Raw genomic sequence first — 18,683 nt, 5'->3', positions numbered from 1 at the left:
GTCCCCGTGACTCACTAGCCCTTGACGGCGCCGGCCATGCCTTCGACGTAGTAGCGCTGCATGAAGATGAAGAGGACGGCGATGGGTATGGATACGCATACGGCGCCGGCTGCGAAGCAGGTGTACCAGTCGTGGATGTACTCTTTCTGGAGCATGTTCCAAAGGCCGATGGCTACGGTGAAGTATTTGGAGTTGGCTCTGCAGATGACCTTGGCAAAGATGAAGTCAACCCAGGGGCCTATGAAGGAAGTCAGCACAGTGTAGATGATGATGGGCTTTGACAGGGGCATGGTGACCTTGGTGAAGATCTGCCACCTGGTGGCACCGTCGATGATAGCTGCTTCGTCTATGGACTTGGGTATGGTATCAAAGAAGCCCTTGGCTATGTAGAAGCCCAGTCCCGAACCTGCCGAGTATATGAGGATCAGAGCCACGCGGATCATGGAACCTTCGGATAAGCCGATGGCCTTGAGTATGTAGTAGACCGCGATCATGGACATGAAGCCCGGGAAGAGAGTGAGGATCATGGCCATATTCATATAGGTCTTGCGGAATCTGAAACGGAGCCTGGACATGCAGTAGGAGACTGACAGTACAAAGAATGTAGATATCAGGCAGGTGCATACTGCGATGATCAGGGTGTTGGCAAACATCTGAGGGAAGTTCAGCACATTCCTGTTTGTAAAGAGCTTGATATAGTTGTCAAAGGTATAGCTCTTTGGGAAAAAGGAGTTTACATAGGAGCCTTTTTCCTTTCTAAAGCTGGTCAGTATGATCCAGAAGATGGGGAGGAGCCATATAAAGGCCAGGACCGCAAGAAATGCATGTACTAAGATATTGATTATGGTTTTTCTGGGATTTCTCATCACATGAATTCCTCCTCATTCTTGTAAGATCCGGAGTTTCTGTAGGTGGCCAGTGCCACGATGGACAATACTATGAATGTAAAGATACCGATGACAGCTCCGATGTTGTAGTACTGCTGATCTACAGTCAGCTTGTAGAGCCAGGTGACCAGAAGGTCGGTCTTGCCGGCTGTGTCACCTACCATTGTAGGACCGCCTCCGGAGAGGAGATAGATGACATTGAAGTTGTTGATATTACCTGTAAAAGAGGTAATGAGGTAGGGAGTGGTGACAAAGAGCATGTAGGGCAGTGTGATCTTGGCAAAGATGGTCACAGGGCCTGCTCCGTCTATCTTGGCTGCCTCATAGAGTTCTACAGGTATATTCTGAAGGATGCCTGTTACCTGGAGCATGGTGTAGGGTATACCAACCCAGAGATTAATGATGATAATGGTAACACGGGCCCACATCACATTGGTCATGAAGGGAAGTGAGGAGTCTATCAGTCCCAGATTCTTCAGGATGACATTGATGGCACCCTGGGGCTGGAGCATGATATGCATGATCATGAGGCTGACAAACTGAGGCACTGCGATGGAGAGTACAAAGCAGAATCTCCAAAAGCCCTTCCATTTGGTATCCTTCCTGTTGATGATCATGGCCAGGATCATACCCATGATATAGTTGAGAAGTGTGGCAAATACGGCCCAGATAAGAGTCCAGGTCAGTACGCCCCAGAACTGGCGGCCAATGTTGCCTGCCAGGTTCAGTACCCTGCCGAAGTTCACCATGCCTACCCAGTCAAAGAGGGCCAGGTGGTTGTTTTCCTTGGAATACTCTGTAAAGGCCATGCTTATCATGAAGATCAGAGGCACTACGGTAAAGGCCATGATACCTGTAAGAGGCAGGGCCATGAGAGAGATGTGAAGGTTCTGATTGGCCAGAGACCTGATATCCTCTCTGAAATTATTGACAGGGTGTCCCTGCTCGATCCTGCGCTGGAGATAGTAGGACTCCCTGAGCTGGATGGCCCAGAATACTATAAAGAGGAATGTGACAAAGAGCACTGCCACGCCGTAGAGGAGGATCAGCAGTGAATTGTCGCCCTGGGTATATTCATATATCTGCTTGGCTTCGTTCCATACCTTGCCCTGCTCTGCTTCGCCCAGTCCCGGGAGCTCTGCCAGGCAGCTGATGCCCTTGGTGATCATAAAGAAGATATAAGCTATTTCAACAAAGAAGATGAGGATTCCTTTTACGATCTGCTTGTGCATGGCGCAGCCAAGACCCATTATGACAGTTGAGAGCCTGGTATAGATATCACCGCCTGCAAGTGCAGCAAGAACAGTATTATCTGCTTTTATTTTTTTATTTTTCATAATCCTTTTCCTTAAGGGTTTTTGCCTGATGAAAAAGAGGTCGCAAGCCGCCATTAGCAGCCTGCGGCCTCTTTAATATCCTAAAGTCGCCGATAGGAATACTGCTTATTATTCTACAGAAGCGGAGTTCATAGCTGTGTTCATTGCCTCTGTCTTGTCAGCTGCGTTGTCGTGAGTAACTGTGCCGTTTACAATTTCGTCACCCATTGACTGAGCAGGTGTCCAGTACTGACCCATTGTGGATACAAGGGGCTGAACTGTGGAAGCCTTGGCCAGAACGTCCTGAACTGCTGTTGCCAGGTCGTTGCCTGCTACATCGATAGAAGAATCTGTAGGAAGGATGTTGCGCATCTCAAGGTGTGCCTTCTGAGCATCAGCGCTTCCAAGGTAGCTTGCAAGTGCAACTGCTACCTGAGGGTTCTTGGAGTTGGGGTTAACACCAATAGCCTTGGAGCCTGCAAATGCCTTCATCTGAGCATCAGTGCCGCCTACCTTGAAAGTGGGAGCTGCTGCGATACCCATGTTGTCGCCAAGAGCTTCCTTGACAGCGTCATAATCCCATGAACCTGAGAATATAGCGCTTACAGAGCCGTCGCCAAGACCTGCGATGCCCAGTCCGTCAGCGTCATTTCTGAAGTTGGGATTAGCTGCCAGATCTACAAGGTAATCAGTAACTGCTACAGCCTTGTCACCTGAGAAATCAAAGCCTGCTGCTTCGTCTGTGCCGTCAGCACCAAAGAGTGTGCATCCGTTACCTACATAGAAGGAAGCGATATACCAGCTGTTGGAAAGAGGGAATGCTACAACGCCCTTCTCCAGCATTGTATCCAGGCTCTTAACATCGTCTTCAGTAAAGACACTCTTGTCATAGTACATAAACCAGGTATTGGAAGTAAAAGGAACACCGTATACACCGCCGTCATAGGTCACTGTGTTGACCATGGTCTCAGAGTTGGAAGCCTTGATGTTCTCAACTGCTGTGCCGCCCAGCTCAGCAATGCCGCCTGCAGCGAGGAGATCCGGAATCTGGTCGTTGGCAAACATGTATACGTCAGCAGCTGCTGTGGGGTCAGTAGCTACGTTAGTCTTGGCATCACCTTCGGAGCATACGCCGTACTCAAAAGTCAGGTCCCAGTCAGCGTGCTCTGCTGCGAAAGCTTCGCACTCTGTTTTTAACCAGTTGCCGTTTGCATCGTCCTGATCTTCCTGAGGACCCCATACTGTGATAGTAGCAGTGATCTTCTCATCTGCAGGTGTCTGTGCGCTCTCTTCGGATGCGCTCTCTTCGGATGCGCTCTCAGTAGCACCTTCAGCAGCGGGCTTTGTCTCTTCCTTGCTGCCGCAGCCTGCAAGGGCAGATACTGTCATCAGTCCTGTCAGGAACATTGCTAATACTTTCTTTTTCATTTTCATTCCTCCTAGATCGTTGTAAGTTTTGACCGTTTTTACCTTGTTTCGCTCATTTTCGCATGTGTTTCCGTGGTAATGACGGAAAATAACAATGAGTTTTCGCAAGTTTTCGTGAATCTGATATTACTATAGTCCACGGAAAGCGTTTTCACAATAGCGATTTTGATTTTTCGTCATCTCTCACAAATGGGATATTGTCATTTTGTGTATTATTAACCAAATAGATTTTCGCTAGTTTTCGTTCGTTGTAGTTAAGCTTTTTATGCGCTATAATACAATCTCGAAATAGTATTTTCGCTTTTTTTCGTGAAAGGTTTTATATGGCAACTATTAAAGACATTGCAGACAAACTGGGTATATCTGTCAGTACCGTATCCAAAGGGCTCAATGATGCCAAGGACATCAGTGAAAACCTTAGGCAGCAGGTCCTGGATACTGCAGTAGAGCTGGGATATACCAAAAAGAAGATGAGGACTGCGTCAGATGATAAGGTCTGTATCTTCATAGAGAATATGGATTACAAGAAGGCCGATGATTTTGGTTATGATATAGTCCTGGGCTACAAGCAGGCTGCCTTCAGAGCAGGCATGAGCGTAGAGATAGAAGAGACTGGACCTGATTTTCAGGCGGCTCACCGCTATGAATCATATATATTGGAGAAGGGCTACAAGGCTGCTTTTCTCGTGGGCTTTGCCCTTGGAGATCCCTGGATGGCACAGCTGGGCAGCACTTCGGTGCCTACCATACTCCTGGACAATTTCATAAAGTCCAATCCCAATATCTCCTATATAGGTACTGACTCTGAAGAGGGTATCGATATGGCCATTGCCCACCTGGTAGCTCTGGGCCATGAGAAGATAGCCTTTCTGGATGGCTCCAAGGATTCCATGATATCCGATCAGAGGATGAGAGCATATCTTAGGAGTATATCCCACCACCACCTGCCCCTGGATCCGTCAATGGCAGTATATGGCTATTTTGTGGCAGATGCTGCTCACTACCATGTACCGGGATTTTTGGATATGGGTGTAACGGCTATAGTATGCGGCAATGATGAGATAGCAGAAGGAGTGATCGCCTCCTGCAAGGCTGAGGGATACTCGGTTCCTGAAGATATCAGTGTGATAGGCTTTGATGATATACCTGCTGCGGCTTCTATGGTTCCGCCTCTTACTACCGTGAGGCAGAACCGCCTGGAGATAGGCAAGTGTTCTTTTATGATATTGCGCACTCTCATGGACGGAGTGGCCCTGTCCAAGAACCTTCTTAGGCCCTCACTTATAGTGAGGCACTCCACAGCTTTAGCAAGACCAAGAGTTATGGTGAGGCGCCATGATTCCAAGGATTCTGTTCTGCATGTCAATCCCAGGCTTTATGATGAAGCCCTGAAAGAGAGGCAATTATGACAGACGATATAGAAATGGCAAGTTGTGACAACATCAGCAATATAGAAGAGGACTTCATATACAGGGGAGATGATCTTGGGGCTTTTTATGATAATGGAAGAGCCCGTTTTCGCCTCTGGGCTCCAAAGGCGAAAAACGTAGTCCTTGAGCTCTACAATAATGATACGGATGATGCATACGAGTCCCATACCATGACAGTCTCCGAAGATGGCACATGGACCTATAGCGGTGATATGGCTGAGGGAACTTATTATACCTACAGAGTAGACGGACGTGTGAGCCAGGATCCCTACAGCAGGGCGACAGGCTGCAACGGTGCAAGGTCTATGCTCATAGACCTTGCTCTCACAGATCCTGAGGGCTTTGACAGTGACAAGGGACCTGCACTTGCAAGCCCTGTTGATGCGATTATATGTGAGACTTCTATACTGGATGCTACGGGAGATATATCCTCGCATGCTTGTCACAGGGGAAAATATCTGGGACTTGCAGAAAAGGGCCTTAAGACCGGGGCAGGTCTGCCTACGGGACTTGATCATTTTAAGGCTCTGGGTGTCACCCATGTGCAGCTCATGCCTGTCTATGACTTTGGCAGTATCGACGAAGCTGTTTCCACTATTGATAATGAGGATAATTACAATTGGGGCTATGACCCGGTGAACTATATGGTCCCCGAGGGCTCTTTTGCCACAGATCCCCATGACGGGAGAGTGAGGATAAGAGAGTTCAAGGAGATGATAAAGGCCTTCCATGAGGAGGGGCTGGGCGTCATCATGGACGTGGTATTTAATCATACCTATGATCTGGACTCATCTTTTCAGAGAGTCTATCCCGATCATTTCTATCGCAAGGATGGGGATAAGTATTCTGATGCCAGTGCCTGCGGCAATGAAGTGGCTTCTGAGCGTCCCATGGTCAGAAAATATATCATAGATTGCCTGCGCTATTGGATGGAGGAATATCATATAGACGGCTTTAGATTTGATCTTATGGGCTGCCTTGATCTGGATACCATGGCTGAGGTGAACAGAGTTCTCAGAGCCATCAGACCTGATGTCCTCCTCTATGGCGAGGGCTGGCTGGGAGGCGAGTCAGTGCTGCCTGTGAACAAGAGAGCCACAAAGGCTATGATAAGGGGGATAGACGGGATAGGTGCTTTCTCTGATGACATAAGGGATGGCATCAGAGGAAATGTATTTGAGAATACGGAATGCGGCTTTGCAACGGGGGACCTTGATTCCAAGGCAGATATACGCTTCTCTGTAGTAGCTGCCTGCAGCCACCCTGAGACTGACCCTGAGAGGGAAGAAGAGGGCAAGGTAAAAGCCTGGGCAACAAGTCCCTGCCGTGTGATCAATTATGTGTCCTGCCATGACAACATGACCCTTTGGGACCGCATCTGCATGTCCAGGAAGGATGCTTCGTTAGAGGACAGGCTCTTGATGAACAGGCTGGCAGCATTTATTGTCTTTACTTCCCAGGGCATCCCCTTCTTCCTTCACGGAGAGGAGATACTTAGGTCTAAAGGCTTTAACGAGAACAGCTTTAATATGCCCCTTAGCCTGAATTCTATTAAATATGACCTGACGGATGACCAGGCTGCAATGCTTGATTATTACAAAGAGCTGATCAGGCTTAGAAAGAGATTGCCTTCTCTGCATATGGTTGCTGCGGAAGAAGTGAGAGATAAGATCAGCTTCCTGGATAGCCCGGATGAGCCGCAACTGGTGGCTTATAGAGCAGGGGATCTGTTCGTAGTATATAATGCTTCGGATAGCCCGGCTGTCATCAAGGCTCCTGTAAGCGGCAGCTATAAGGTGCTGGCTGAGGGGGGTGTTATAAAGGCTGACGGTATCTGCACAAAGTCTGTTACTAAGGGGAATGAGATAGAGATAGCTCCTATCAGCTCTTATCTTGCTGTGATCAGCTAGGATAATCTTGAAAATAGGATGCAGTAATGCTTGAACCTGGGACTTATAGATTCGGTCGCTGAGCTGAAAATAAACTATATGGAGGACCCACATGATAGGAAATATAAGAGAAGCTGACAAGAGATCCCGCAAAAGCATCATATCAGACAGAGTCACAAAGAGACTGGCTGCCGCTATGATCCCGGCCATATGTACGGCGGCGCTTATGGGATGTGCTTCAAAGGCCGCTCAGCCCCTGAATGTCATAGATGACAAGTACCGCACCTGTTATGAGGTCTTTGTATACTCTTTTTATGATAGTGATGGAGATGGTATAGGAGACCTTAATGGACTGACGGAGAAGCTGGACTATATAAATGACGGCAATGATAAGACAGATGATGATCTGGGCTGTAATGAGATATGGCTCATGCCCATATCTCCCTCACCTACTTATCACAAATATGATGTGACAGATTACAAGGATATCGACAGCGCTTACGGCAGCATAGAAGACTTTGACAGATTTATTGATGAGGCTCATAAGAGGGGCATCAATGTAATAATCGATTTTGTCATGAACCATTCCTCCTCGGAGCATCCCTGGTTTAAAGAGGCGGCCTCCTATCTGAGGATGCTGCCGGAGGGCGAAGAGCCTGATCTTTCAGAGTGTCCTTATGTGGATTACTATCATTTTACCAGGGAAAAGTCAGATGGATATGAGAGACTGCCTGCTACGAAATGGTATTATGAAGCCCGCTTCTGGAAAGGGATGCCGGATCTGAATCTTAAGAGCGACAAGGTAAGGGCTGAGTTTGATGATATCACTAGCTTTTGGCTGGATCACAAGGTGGACGGCTTCAGGCTTGATGCTGTTACTTCCTATGAGACAGGCAGGAGCGAGGATATAATAGAGGAGCTTAGCTGGTTTAATGACATGGTCAAGAGCAAAAGCTCTGATGCATACATAGTAGGCGAAGCCTGGACCGGCAGAAAGGATTATGCACCTTTTTATTCTTCGGGGGCAGACAGCTTTTTTGACTTCTCCTTTGGAGGAAGTGATGGCAATATTGCCAAGGTGCTAAGGGGGCAGGGCACTGCAGATGATTTTGTCCAGGCGCAGATCAATGCAGAGACTCTGTATCAGTCCTATAATCCTGATTATATCAATGCACCCTTTTATACCAATCATGATATGCCCAGGAGCTCCGGCTATTATATAGGCGACAACGCTGTGGCTATGACCAAGATGGCAGAAGCCATGAACCTTTTGATGCAGGGGAATGCCTTTATATACTATGGCGAAGAACTGGGTATGAGGGGCGCCGGCAAGGATGAGAATAAGCGCGGTCCTATGCCCTGGTCAGCTGATGAGTCTGCAGAAGGGACCTGCAGCGGACCTTTTGGTATGGACAAGCAGGAAAACGCAGTACAGAGCCTTGAGGAGCAAAAGGCAGATCCTGATTCTATCTATAATTTTGTAAAGCATATCATCCGCATGCGTAATGCCAATCCTGCAATTGCCAGGGGTATGACAGAGCGCCTGACAGATGATGCGGGCAATAGCCTTTGTACGGAAAGCATATCAGCCATCAAGAGAAGCTGGGAAGATGATACTGTGGCCATCATCCTGAATATATCGGATACAGAGGATAGTATTAAGATTCCTTCAGGCTACAAGCTTGCAGACAGTGCCTGCGCATCGGACGGCAGCGCGGAGGCTGCGTCTAAGGGAGGCGTGCTCTCGCTCCCTGCATATTCGGTGGCTATTTTGACAGCAGGAAAGTAAAGGAAATTTGCTGTTTTGGAACACATCAGTTACATTTCCGGCTGTTTTTGTTAAAATGGTTTTATAAGGGAAGCAGGCAAAAATAAAGGGAAAGGTTTACTGTCGTTACGGGGCGTTTAAGGAGGGGAGTGTAATGACACAGACCAAAAAGGTAAGTGGGGGACATTTGCCCGGCAGAACTGATGAAAATGCAAGATCTGCCATCGATGAGAAGAGCCTGCGTATCTTATCCAATCAGTTTCCTAATGTATCTACAACTGCTACGGAGATCATCAATCTCCAGTCTATTCTCAGCCTTCCCAAGGCTACAGAGCATTTTCTCTCTGATATCCACGGTGAATATGAGCAGTTTGCACATGTGCTCAAGAACGGCTCCGGTGCTGTCAAGAGGAAGATCGATGAGGAATTTGGCAATCTATTGTCCGAGAGGGAAAAGAAAGAGCTGGCAAGCCTGATCTATTATCCTGAAGAGAGAATGCGCCTTATTTGTGAATCCGGTGAAAATATGGACGATTGGTATGTGGTGATGATCAATCGTCTGATAAATGTATGCAAAAATGCGGCCTCCAAATATACAAGGTCCAAGGTTAGAAAAGCGCTGCCGCCGGATTTTGCCTATGTGATAGAGGAGCTGATCACAGGCAGGCGGGATATCAGCAATCAGGAAGCCTATTACAATGAGATCATAGATACTGTGATCAGGATCGGAAAGGCACCGGAGCTGATCATAGCATTGTCTGAAGTCATCAGCCGCTTTATAATCGACCATCTGCATATAGTAGGTGACCTCTATGACAGAGGGCCCGGCCCTCATATCTGCATGGATATACTGATGAAGTATCACAGTGTGGATATCCAATGGGGCAATCACGATGTAGTATGGATGGGAGCTGCTACAGGTCACCTGGCCTGCATAGCTACGGTGCTGAGATTCTCGGCCAGATATGGCAATCTGGATATCCTTGAAGATGGCTATGGTATCAATCTTCTGCCCCTGTTCAAATTTGCCCTGGAGACCTACAGGGATGATCCTTGTGAATGTTTCAGCCTCCATTACAGGGAAGGTGAGTATGATCTGACCAATGCCATGACAGACAGGAAGATGCACAAGGCTATCTCTGTGATCCAGTTCAAGCTGGAAGGGCGCCTGATCCAGGACCATCCGGAGTTTGGCATGGAAGACAGGCTCCTCCTTGATAAGATGGATCTGGAAAAGGGGACCATCACCATAGATGGAGTTGAGTACAGGCTCCTTGATACCAATTTTCCCACTATCGATCCCAGGGATCCCTACGCCTTGTCTGACAAGGAAAAGAAGCTCATAGAGCAGCTTAGAAGAGCCTTTATCAAATGCGATAAGCTCCAGGAGCATGTACAGTTCCTCTATAGAAACGGCTCCTTGTATAAGACTTATAATAATAACCTGCTCTATCACGGTTGCGTGCCCCTTGATGAAGACGGTAGCTTTAGGGAAGTGGAGCTGTATGGTCAGAAATATAAGGGCAAGGCTCTATATGATGCTCTGGAGCAGTATCTCAGAAAGGGCTATTATGCCATAGATCCTGCAGAAAAGAAAAAGGGCATGGACCTTTTGTGGTATACCTGGATAAGCAGGAATTCTCCTGTATTTGGCAAGGACAAGATGGCTACCTTTGAGCGCTATTTCCTTGAGGATAAAAAGCTCCATGAAGAGCCCAAGAATCCATATTATAAGTGGATCAACAATAACGATACCATCGATATGATACTCACGGAATTTGGCCTTGATATCAAGGAGAGCCGCATCATAAACGGTCATATCCCTGTGGAATCAAGAAAGGGCGAGTCTCCGGTCAAGTGCGGAGGAAGGCTCATCATCATAGACGGAGGCTTTTCCAAGGCTTACCAGCCAAAGACAGGAATAGCGGGCTATACACTTACCTACAATTCCTATGGTTTTCTTTTGGCTGCTCATGAACCCTTTAAGTCAGTGGAATATGCGGTGGAGACAGGCAGTGATATCCATTCCGATACGATACTGGTACAGCATGTCAAGAAACGCAAGACTGTGGCAGATACTGATATAGGAAAATCTATCAAGGAGAATATAAGGGATCTGGAAGCTCTCCTTGATGCATACCGTACAGGCCTCATAGTTGAGAGAGCATAAAAGCAGGGAATGTTTGTTAAAAATGTATAGATTATTAGATGACCATTCAGAAACACGCATTTACTGCGTGTTTCGTGAGAACATGAATCTGGCAAATAGGCCCAGCAGCTTTAGCTGCTTATAAATGGCCTATTTGCATACATTCTTGGATTATTTATCCAAGAATGTATAGATTATTAGATGACCATTCAGAAACACGCATTTACTGCGTGTTTCGTGAGAACATGAATCTGGCAAATAGGCCCAGCAGCTTTAGCTGCTTATAAATGGCCTATTTGCATACATTCTTGGATTATTTATCCAAGAATGTATAGATTGCGTCAGCTAATACATATTTTTAATGAAAAGGAATTGAACGATCATTATGTAAACTACAGTGAATATACGATTGGGTAAATAGCATCGATATGTATAATTATACAAAAAAAGATATACTGTGTTAGTTTAAAGATATTTAATTTGACAAAAGTGCATAAACGCTAGCGTTTATGCACTGTATGCCTGTTGCTATTATGATAACAGTGTTTATATTTTGGCAAATTAATGTAAACTATTGACATTATTTGTTATCGTATTTATACTTTCAACATCTAGTTTTGTTTGCGAAACTGGATGTTTTTTTATCAATGACGCTTTAACGATTAAAAGCGTCAACGAATCGAAGCTTTAAAGGGACGAATCAAACACCTTCTGGCGGGGGAGAATATGTCGGGAATAGTATTTGAAAAGCTTGATGACGCGGCTCTTGTAAACGGGGCCGGAGACAGGCAAGATCACAGGATAGATAAGAGTGATCCGGCCTTTGGTGGGGAGGATCTTACAGAGAATCCATTACATCTATATATAGTATTCAGGGACGATGTGAGCATGGAAGATGGCACTTCTGCTGTGGAGGCGCTACGCTCTGAGGATGCAAATCTGAGCATAGTCAGGCGTGATGAGAGCGGTCATGGCATAGTCGTAGTGGCAGATGTTACTCTTAAGGACAGGATAGAAGCCCTTGATGAAGTGCAAAGAGTAAAGGTGAATGCTGAGGATATAGCACTATCTGCTGAAGGCTCGGAAACTGCAGCTATATCAGAAACTGCAGAGATTTCAGATATATCAGAAGCTGTAGTGGAGTCTGAAAATGCAGAGGCTTCAGGATCTGCAGAGACTTCAGGATCAGCTGAGACTGCAGAAGGATGTGAAAACTCAGATATATCAGAAACAGAGGATATAGAAAAGGATCATGAGAATCAAACTGTAATGGAAGAGACCGCAAATGCAGATGCTTACGGGACTATCTCATCATCGCTTACAGTATTGATCCCTGCTCTGATAGCTCTGCTGCTATTATCTGCAGCTCTTATCGGGCTTCATTTGAAGGCAAGGAGTAAGTAATGAACTGAATATAAATGATCAAAATAGTAATTGTCTGAGAACTGATGATAAATATGCATAGCCGGCGTCGCCTTAAGCGGGAGGGAGTCGGAGAGTGCTGTTTATAAATAAAAATGGAGGAGGAGATAGAAATGAAGAACCACGCAGCGGGAAGAGTCATAGCCGGTATTCTGAGTGCATCACTTGTGCTCGCACAGAATATCCCGGCTCTGGCTAGTCCTGAGAGTTCGGATAGTATCTCTGCTAATGAGATAGCAGAAGATGCTGACGCTGAAGCGGCGGATGAGACTTCAGAAGATGGCCAGGATACAGGATCTGTGCTCTTCGAAGAAGTTGATCCCGAAGCTGAGGATCTTGTAAGTCCTCGCGATGCAGTTCAAGGTGAAACTGCAGAGATTCCCGTATCTGAGCCTGATCCAGAGGAACAGACCAGGGTAATCATAGTAATGGAGGGCGACGCAGTCCTTGATCAGGGTATCAGTGTAGAGGATGTGGCTGAAAGTGATGCAGCCATAGATATGGCAGAGGATATCACCCGTGATCAGGAGGCAGAAGCCCAAAAGATATCTGAGGAAGCGCTGGACGGCGAGTCCCTGGATGTAAATTACAACTTTACACTGCTTACCAATGCCATGTCAGCAGATGTTGCTTACAAGGACATTGAGAATATCAAAGAGGTAGAGGGTGTTAAAGCTGTATATGTAGCTCAGAAGTATGAACCCATGACAGAGGCTGAGCCTCAGACTATCACTGCCGGTGATATGATCGGTGGTTATACAACATGGGCAGCAGGCTACACAGGTGCAGGCAGCAGGATTGCTGTCATTGATACAGGTATTGATGCAGACCATCCTTCTTTTGACGGCGCTGCATTTGATGCACACCTTAAGGAGACTGCAGGGAAGGCCGGCAGATCTGTAGCTAGCTACAATCTTCTGGATACACAGGAGATCGCCAAGGTACTGCCTCTCCTTAACGCTACAACAATGGACAGTGACCTGACAGCATCAGATCTCTATCTGTCTGAGAAGATCCCCTTTGCATTTAACTATGTAGATAGGAATCTGGACGTAACTCATGAGAATGATGAAGAGGGTGATCACGGAACACACGTATCCGGTATCGCCACTGCAAATGCATATGTTCCCGGAGCAGACGGAAACTTTGCTGCTCAGGAGCAGGGAGTAGTAGGTGTTGCTCCTGATGCACAGCTCATTACCATGAAGGTATTTGGTACAAATGGCGGCGCATACTCCGATGACTACATGGCAGCTATCGAGGATGCACTGCTCCTGAATGCAGATGTGGTAAACCTGAGCCTTGGTTCATCAGCAGCAGGTTATTCATCTGATTCAGAGACATATATCAATGAGATATTTGACAAGCTGGAAGGAACAGGCACTGTTGTATCCATTTCCGCAGGTAATTCAGGACGCTGGGCAGATGATTCTACTTACGGCGTAAACTTCAGCGGAGATGTTAACCAGGATACAGTAGGTTCACCCGGATCCTACACCAATGCATTTACTGTTGCCAGTGCTGTTAACAGCGGTTTTACAGGTAACTATTTTGAAGCAAGCGGTGTAAGAGTGTTCTATACAGCAGGTAATGATACCCTAGCTCCTAACTTCGAGACTCTTGATACTTCCGCAGATCAGAGCGGCACCGAATATCCTTTCGTGCTCATCGACGGCAAGGGTGAGCCTTCTGATTATGAGGGTGTGGATGTAGAGGACAAGATTGTATTTGTACAGCGTGGTGCCATCACCTTTGGTGAGAAGCAGATGAATGCAGAAGCCGCAGGTGCAAAGGCTGTTGTAATTTACAACAACACTTCAGGTACCATCAGCATGACTCTTCAGGGCAGCACAGCTGTGATCCCCGCTGTATCCATTACTCTTGCTGAGGGTATGGCTATAGAGGACGCAGCAGAGCAGGTTTCCGACCGCGTATATGAAGGTACTGTCACTGTATACGGCAAGGTTGCTACCAACTCCAATGCTTCTGATGGATATACCATGAGTGATTTCTCGTCCTGGGGTGTTCCCGGTACTCTGGATCTCAAGCCTGAGATCACAGCTCCCGGCGGCAATATCTATTCCACCCGTGACAATGGCACTTATGGCAATATGAGCGGAACATCCATGGCTGCTCCCTCCATCTCCGGACAGACAGCGCTTGTATCTCAATATATCAAGGAGAATGGACTGGCAAAGGCCAATAAGATCTCTGTAAGAAGTCTGGCTCAGTCTCTTCTTATGAGTACTGCTACTCCTCTTCATGAGGATAATGATCCTGAAGCTCCCGAATATTCACCCAGGGCTCAGGGTGCAGGTCTTGCCAATGTATATGATGCTGTTACATCCCCTTCCTATATCCTGGTAGGCGATAAGCAGGGCAACGATGGTAAGGTAAAGGTAACACTGGGAGACGATCCTTCAAGAAGCGGCAACTACAGCTTCTCCTTTGATATTTACAACATGAGCAAGGATCCTCAGTTCTATGTACTGGATTCTTCTGTAATGACAGAGGAGCTCTATGATGCAGGCTGGGCAACATATTTTGCAGGCTCTGCTCACAAGCTTGATCCTGAAGTGACCATGACAGCAGGCGATACACGTCTGGTATATGACCTTAATGATGATTGCAGGATCGACAATAAAGATAAGAAGTTATTCCTGCAGTATGTAAATGGCACAAAGGAGCTGACACTGATCTCTACCAATGAAGACTATTTTGATTTTAACAGCGATGGACTGGTAGACACCCGTGACGTATATCTCTTTGGCAGACAGCTTAAGGGCAAGGCTTCCGTAGCTGACTTTAAGCTCAGAGTGGTTGAGGTTAAGAAGAAGACCAATATCAAGGTTAACATCAACCTGTCCCAGGCAGACAGAGATTACCTGGCAGGCTTTGAAAACGGTATCTATGTAGATGGATATATCTATGTAAACGGTGCTGTTAATATGTCAGTTCCTTTCCTGGCATTCTATGGCAGCTGGATGGATTCATCCATGTACGAGCCTTTTGATTTCATGCAGTACTGGCATGATCCTAATTATGACGGTGAGACCTATTGCGGAATCTCTGCTACCAACTTCCTGTCCGTATATCTCTATGGAGATGAAGAAGAGCTCTACTATGTGCCCAATCAGTATGCTGATGATGACGAATACATTGCAGACAGAAATGCCATCAGCTCTGAAAACGGAACAGTGCTGGGCTCTCAGTACTACACACTGATCAGAAATGCTAACAGGGTAATAGCTACCATCACAGACAGAAATACAGGTGAAGAGTATTTTAGAACAGAAGAGCTTGAGAACTATGCATCCTTTGTATACGACGGAAGCTGGACCAATTATCTCCAGTGGCAGGATCTCTTCTGGGCAGGTACAGATGCAGATGGCAATCCTCTTCCTGATGGAACAGAAGTGGATGTCACACTTGAAGCAGTGCCCAGCTACTATGATGATATAGAGGATCCCAGTACTCTCAAGGGTAAGGGTCTCTACATGACTACTCCTATAGCTATCGACAATACCAGCCCTGCAATCGCCGGCGCTAATAAGAATGATAAGGGCAGCTTTGATATCACAGTTTATGATAATCGCTATACAGCTGCAGTGCTGGTTCGCGACTCAGAGCTTACTCTTACCGGAAGATATGCTGTTAATCAGACCAAGAAGGGAGCTGCACAGAAGCTTGAGATAGCTGCTCCTGAAGGTATCTTCTATGTATATGTATATGACTATGCAGGAAATGCTTCAATATACCGCTTCTATAATGAGCCAGCAGAGGAGGAAGCTGTTGATACTGATGAGGATACAGCCATAGATACTCAGGCTCCTGCAGATGATGAGGAACCTGTAGTAGAAGAGCCTAGGCCTGAAGAAGAGGATACAGATGATGTCTCTGAGGAAGAAGCCCTTGAAGACGAAGATGATAAGGCAGCAGATGAGGAAGCTGACGGGGCAGAAGCAGAAGCTGCGGATGCCTTAATCGAAGAAGACGTTGTGGGAGGAGAGACAAATGAATAAGACAGTAAAGAGACTGGTTGTCCTCGCCCTGACAACCCTGATCATGTTCACAGCTTTCCCTGCAGTAAAAGCTATGGCAGCAGAAGCAGCACCTGTCCATACAGCTCTTACAAGCAGAGGAAAGGGCGACAAGATGGAGCTGACCTATAAGCTCACACTTGATAAGACCCTTGTTAGTGATGGAAGGATCGCTGTAACCTATGATACTGAAGCTCTGGTTCTTAAGAGCAAGTCCGTAGGCGGCAAATTTGATATGGAAGACCTGAACTGTGACTACGAAGATAGCACAGGCAAGGGAATTGCATATGCATTTGTAAATGATAGTGCAAAGAAGACAAGCGGCACACTTGTGAGCCTGAAGTTCTCTGTAAAGAAAGGCCTTAGTCGCAGGGACAGCGTGATCGCCACTCATATCTTTGGACTCTGCAATGAGGATACTACAGTTGTAGCAGACAGCACTCTTGAAGACATCGCTACAGTAGGTGTAGGCGGACTGTCAAAGCCTGCTATCAGCGCTATCAAGCAGACACTTCTGGGCGTAGATGTACAGTGGGGAAGAGATGCAGAGGCTGACGGCTACGAAGTATATCGCAGCACATCTGGGGATGGCAAATACAGCAGAGTGGCCCTTACATCCTTCACTGATTATCTGGACCTTTTGGTATGGAATAACCAGACCTACTATTATAAGGTAAGGTCTTACAGAGGAAGCGGCTCATCAAGAGTATACTCTGAGTATTCCGATGTTAAGTCAGTAAAAGTCAGAAAGTTTATGATCTTCTGATCATAAATATGATGAAGGTGATATGAGCTGATCTTAGCAGATCAGTCCGTACTATGGTCCCGCAGGGGGACGGGCGGGAAGGGAGTTTCCTTTATCTGCCATTCTCTCCTGAGGGACCATTTTGAATTATATAACTATAGTTTCTGAAAAAATATTTGAATCATATCGGTTTGAGATTTATCACAACGGATTATAATAAATATGATTTTAATTTGATTTGTGATATACTAATAACAGTATTTAATTCATTATTCAGAGGGGACAGGGTAATATGGAGCAGACACTAGACCAGGAAAAGGTGTTATATGTCAGAATGCTTGGGAAGTTTTCCCTGACATACGATGGGAAAGAGGTTACTCCCGGCAGAAACAACGCCTCTAAGTTTACTCAATTACTTCAGATCGTTTGGCTTCAGGGGGATAAGGGCGTCTCAAAGGATGAGCTTGTATCTTCTCTTTATGGTGACGATGAGACTTCTAACGTCAGCAACAGCTTCAACAATCTCCTGTATCAGATGCGCAAACAGATGGTGGCAGCAGGCCTTCCTGCAGAGGGCTACGTCAGGAAGCAGAAGAAGATCTTTGTGACAGATCCTGCTGTTCCTGTATGGGTGGATACCCTTGCCTTCAAAGAAGCTTTTGAAAAGGGACAGAGTGCCCAGTCAGATGATGAGCGCTGCAAGTATTATACCGAAGCCTTTGATCTGTATCAGGGTGAGCTATTGCCTGCTCTGTCAACCGAGACCTGGGTCATTATGGAGAGCGTGGCTCTTCGTAAGAAATACAATGTGCTGGTCCAGTGGCTGGGTGAGTATCTCACTGCTCGTAAGAAATATGACGAAGCCTTCCGCGTTTACGGAAGAGCTGCTGATATATATCCTGAAGGAGACTGGCAGGCCGGCCAGATCGAGACCCTTATCAATAAAGGTGATTATAAGAGTGCTCTTAAGGTGTACGACGATACAGTTGCTTACTATACAGGAGAGCTGGGACTACCTGTTCCGGACAAGCTCCTTGATGTATACCACAGGATGAGCTCCAAGATAGATAATGCTCCCGGACAGATCCACGAGATCCAGGCGGAGATGAAGAGTGACAGAAAGAGCGTAGAGAGAGCAGATGATGGAGCTTACGACTGCACCTATCCCAGCTTTATAGACGCATATCACATCCTCTCCAGGAATATGGCCAGGACAGGCTATTCCGTATTTATGATGCTGTGCACCCTGGTGGACTACGAGGGCAAGATGATCCGCAATCAGGATAAGCTCAGAGCCAGGAGCGGAGCCCTTTGGGAGGCTATCCACATGACGCTCAGGCAGGGCGATACCTTCACCAAGTATTCCAACAGCCAGTATCTGATCCTCCTCGTTGGTACCAGTCAGGAGGACTGCGATATCATCTACCGCAGGATCAATAAGAAGCTCAAGGAAATAGCAGGCCCCAGAGCTGACTTTAAATACTCTGTTGTATCACTTGCAGAGCTTCCCGGCGAATTAAAGCAGGGAGAATGATGAAACAGGGCGTGTTCATATTTTGTTCACAGAATGTTAAAAGTCACGAAAATTTCATCAAATTTTATTTACTTT

At 46.5% G+C, this 18,683-nt stretch carries 11 protein-coding genes; 8 read left to right on the top strand and 3 right to left on the bottom strand.

Annotated features, from left to right (window positions below; translation table 11 throughout):
- Window positions 1-14 precede the first annotated feature (14 nt).
- The 3 genes from G636_RS0104090 to G636_RS0104080 all read right to left on the bottom strand — a co-directional run bounded on the left by G636_RS0104090 (window position 15) and on the right by G636_RS0104080 (window position 3,631).
- Window positions 15-866, bottom strand: a complete 852-nt coding sequence (locus tag G636_RS0104090; RefSeq protein WP_035778726.1) for a sugar ABC transporter permease — start codon at window positions 864-866, stop codon at window positions 15-17.
- The gene (locus G636_RS0104085) at window positions 866-2,224 is read right to left on the bottom strand and encodes a carbohydrate ABC transporter permease (RefSeq protein WP_051226497.1); all 1,359 of its coding nucleotides are present in this window, start codon (window positions 2,222-2,224) and stop codon (window positions 866-868) included. Before G636_RS0104085 ends, G636_RS0104090 begins: the two co-directional genes overlap by 1 nt.
- A 108-nt stretch (window positions 2,225-2,332) precedes the next feature.
- Window positions 2,333-3,631, bottom strand: coding sequence for an extracellular solute-binding protein (locus G636_RS0104080; protein WP_026506989.1), 1,299 nt, complete (start codon window positions 3,629-3,631; stop codon window positions 2,333-2,335).
- Window positions 3,632-3,954: 323 nt separating this feature from the next.
- Between G636_RS0104080 and G636_RS17225 the strand changes: the two genes are divergently transcribed.
- From G636_RS17225 to G636_RS0104040, 8 genes are all read left to right on the top strand, one after another.
- Window positions 3,955-5,040 carry a LacI family DNA-binding transcriptional regulator gene (locus G636_RS17225; RefSeq protein ID WP_051226496.1) on the top strand — a complete coding sequence of 362 codons (1,086 nt, stop codon included), beginning with the start codon at window positions 3,955-3,957 and terminating at the stop codon, window positions 5,038-5,040.
- Window positions 5,037-6,971, top strand: a complete 1,935-nt coding sequence (gene pulA / locus G636_RS0104070; RefSeq protein WP_051226494.1) for a type I pullulanase — start codon at window positions 5,037-5,039, stop codon at window positions 6,969-6,971. The genes G636_RS17225 and pulA overlap by 4 nt, the downstream gene beginning before the upstream one ends.
- A 91-nt stretch (window positions 6,972-7,062) precedes the next feature.
- On the top strand, window positions 7,063-8,739 hold the full coding sequence (locus G636_RS0104065; RefSeq protein WP_051226492.1) for an alpha-amylase family glycosyl hydrolase: 1,677 nt from the start codon (window positions 7,063-7,065) through the stop codon (window positions 8,737-8,739).
- 133 nt (window positions 8,740-8,872) lie between these two features.
- Window positions 8,873-10,888 carry a fructose-1,6-bisphosphatase gene (locus tag G636_RS0104060; RefSeq protein WP_081668256.1) on the top strand — a complete coding sequence of 672 codons (2,016 nt, stop codon included), beginning with the start codon at window positions 8,873-8,875 and terminating at the stop codon, window positions 10,886-10,888.
- Between the two features lie 705 nt (window positions 10,889-11,593).
- The gene (locus tag G636_RS0104055) at window positions 11,594-12,271 is read left to right on the top strand and encodes a hypothetical protein (protein WP_026506985.1); all 678 of its coding nucleotides are present in this window, start codon (window positions 11,594-11,596) and stop codon (window positions 12,269-12,271) included.
- Between the two features lie 131 nt (window positions 12,272-12,402).
- Window positions 12,403-16,311 carry a S8 family serine peptidase gene (locus G636_RS17220; RefSeq protein ID WP_081668267.1) on the top strand — a complete coding sequence of 1,303 codons (3,909 nt, stop codon included), beginning with the start codon at window positions 12,403-12,405 and terminating at the stop codon, window positions 16,309-16,311.
- On the top strand, window positions 16,304-17,095 hold the full coding sequence (locus G636_RS0104045; protein WP_026506984.1) for a hypothetical protein: 792 nt from the start codon (window positions 16,304-16,306) through the stop codon (window positions 17,093-17,095). Before G636_RS17220 ends, G636_RS0104045 begins: the two co-directional genes overlap by 8 nt.
- Window positions 17,096-17,366: 271 nt before the next feature.
- Window positions 17,367-18,608, top strand: coding sequence for an AfsR/SARP family transcriptional regulator (locus G636_RS0104040; RefSeq protein WP_242826914.1), 1,242 nt, complete (start codon window positions 17,367-17,369; stop codon window positions 18,606-18,608).
- Window positions 18,609-18,683: the final 75 nt, after the last annotated feature.

The organism is Butyrivibrio sp. MC2013, from assembly GCF_000424585.1.
Taxonomy (GTDB): domain Bacteria; phylum Bacillota; class Clostridia; order Lachnospirales; family Lachnospiraceae; genus Butyrivibrio.
This window is presented reverse-complemented; position numbering and strand designations above follow the sequence as displayed.